The organism is Xanthobacter autotrophicus (genome assembly GCF_030015065.1).
Lineage (GTDB): Bacteria > Pseudomonadota > Alphaproteobacteria > Rhizobiales > Xanthobacteraceae > Xanthobacter > Xanthobacter autotrophicus_D.
Genome location: NZ_JAIVFN010000229.1, coordinates 1 through 2,286, shown reverse-complemented (window position 1 = coordinate 2,286; position 2,286 = coordinate 1). Strand labels below are relative to the sequence as shown.

2 protein-coding genes and 1 pseudogene are annotated in these 2,286 nt (G+C 70.7%); 1 reads left to right on the top strand and 2 read right to left on the bottom strand.

Features of this window, described 5'->3' with window-relative positions:
- Positions 1–287: pseudogene (locus K9U40_RS22590) on the top strand (ABC transporter ATP-binding protein); the annotation flags it as partial.
- 12 nt (positions 288–299) lie between these two features.
- Here K9U40_RS22590 and K9U40_RS22585 read toward each other — a convergent pair.
- Positions 300–1,220 carry an NAD(P)/FAD-dependent oxidoreductase gene (locus K9U40_RS22585; protein ID WP_282892343.1) on the bottom strand — a complete coding sequence of 307 codons (921 nt, stop codon included), beginning with the start codon at positions 1,218–1,220 and terminating at the stop codon, positions 300–302.
- A gap of 157 nt (positions 1,221–1,377) precedes the next feature.
- Positions 1,378–2,286 (bottom strand): zinc-binding dehydrogenase (locus tag K9U40_RS22580; RefSeq protein WP_282892342.1); only part of this gene is annotated, 909 nt, incomplete at its 5' end.

Genomic DNA, 2,286 nt, shown 5'->3' with positions numbered 1-2,286 from the left:
GGGCGGGGGCGGCGGCCCTGTTCGTCACCCACGACATCACCGAGGCGGTGCGCCTCGCCGACCGGATCGTGGTGCTGTCGCCGAAGCCGGCGCGGGTGGTGGCGGATCTCCCGCAGGCGCCGGTCCGCCCCGATGCCGCGCCCGGAGCGGTGTTCGAGGCCGCCGCGGCGCTGTTGCGCCGACCGGACGTGGCGGCGGCGCTCGCCGCGCCGGCTTCGGCCGGGCTGCCCCTGCGTCGTGGCCTTGTCTCGGATGCGGGGGGGCGTCACCCCGCGACGGCGCGGTGACGCGGCCGCTCCTCAGCCCCGGACCGGATCGGCGGCCGCCGCGCGGCGCACCCGCTCGGCGAAGCGGGCGACGGCGTCCTGTTCCAGCGTGCGCTGGATGGCCTTCGCCGCCACCACGCCGTCGGCCATGGAGGTGGCGCAGCACGGATGCATGCGCTGGGCGATCTCGCCGATGGCGTAGAGGTTGGGGATGGAGGTCTCGCAGTCCGTGCTCGTCTCCACGAAGCCGCGCGGGTCGCGGGCAAGGTCGAGGTGTCGGGCGTAGGGCAGGTAGGGCTCCCAGCCATAGAGCACGACGATGCGGTCGAAGCGCCGGCCAGCCACCTCGGGGATCTCAGGGGTGACGGGATAGGGGCCGATGCGCACGTCCGCGGGCGGCACCTTCTCCAGGAACTCCCGGCGGGCGCGGATGGTGCGGGCGTAAAGGGTGATGCGTTCCGCCCCGCGCTTGCGCACGAAAATGTAGTTCTCGAAGGCGTTGTCGCCGCCGCCGAGGATGGCGACGGACTGCCGCTCGAAGTCGGCGTTGAACATGGTGCGGCCGGGCCCGATGATGACCTCGTGGGATTCCGTGAAGCCGCCCTTCACCGGACGCACGCCGGAGGCGAGCACGCAGGCGCGCCCCAGCAGGATCTCGCCGCCCGCCGTGGTGACGCGGAAGCCGCCCTCCACCACCTCCAGCGCCGTGACGGCCTCGCCGAGGCGGCAGACGATGTCGTGCTCCATGACGTGGCGGTGGATGTCGGCGGCGACCTCGAATCCGGTCCTGTCGCGGACCGGCGCCATCCATTGGTTGGGATAGGGATTGTCGTTCTGGAGGCCGCCGAGGGCCTGCCTTCGCTCGACGATGCAGGGGCGGAAGCCGAGCATCTTCAGCCACAGGGCGCATGACGCCCCGGCCGGCCCTCCGCCGATGATCACCGCGTCGAACATGGCTCCCGCCGCCGTCGTTGCCGTTGCTTCGGATACGAAAGCTTATGCGAGGTGGATCGTTCCGGCTAGCCGGGGCCACCCGGCGTGGGCCGGCGAACCGCCCCCGCCGGGCCAGCGCGGGCCGGAGCGGGATGAGGCACCCTGGCCCGCGCGTCTCTCACTGAAGGTCGATGAGGATCTTCAGCTCGGTTCCGGCGGGGCTGAGCAGGGCTTCGAAGCCGTTCTCCACCACCTCGTCGAGGCGGATGCGGCGGGTCACCACCTTCTCCGCCGGCAGCAGGCCGCCGCCGATGAGGGCGGCGACGCGCGGCCACATGAGGGTCGTGTAGCACCATGATCCGCGGACATCGATGTCTTTGAAGGTAATCGTGAATCCGTCCACGGCCGGCTTGCCCACATGAAGGCCCACCTGCACCACCACGCCCTGCCGGCGCACCGCCTCGATGCAGGTGCCGAGGGCCGCCTCGGCGCCCACGCATTCCAGCGCCACGTCGACGCCCACGCCACCGTCGGTCTGGTCGCGGATGGCCTCGGGGACCTTGTCCGACCTGGGGTTCAGGGTGATGACATCGGGCAGGATCTGGCGGGCCATGGCGAGGCGGTTGTCATTGGTATCACTGAGGAAAATCCGCGTTGCCCCGGCCGCCCGCGCGGCCAGCACCTGCAACTGGCCGATGGGGCCGGCGCCGGTGACGAGCACGCTGTCGCCGGGCTTCACGCCGCCGCGCTCGGCCGCATAGACGGTGACGGCGGTGGGCTCGATGAGGGCGGCCTGTTCGTCGCTCACGTTGTCGGGCACGCGGAACACGTTGTAATCATTGACGAGCGAGTATTCCGCCATGCCGCCCCACGGCCAGGCGAGGCCGATGATGGCGAGGCTTTCGCTCAATTGGTAGAGGCCGCGCTGGCCGAAATAATCATCCCTTGGGGACACCATGGGCTGCACCGAGACGCGATCGCCCACCGCCACGTTGGTGACCGAAGATCCAACAGCCACAACGGTTCCGCCGTACTCGTGGCCGAGGATCTGGGGGGCCTTGGCGCCGGTGTAGGGGCTGTCTCTTAT

Coding starts and splice junctions, on each gene's coding strand:
- K9U40_RS22585 (WP_282892343.1), bottom strand. CDS start 1,220: ATGTTCGACGCGGTGATCATCGGCGGAGGGCCGGCCGGGGCGTCATGC.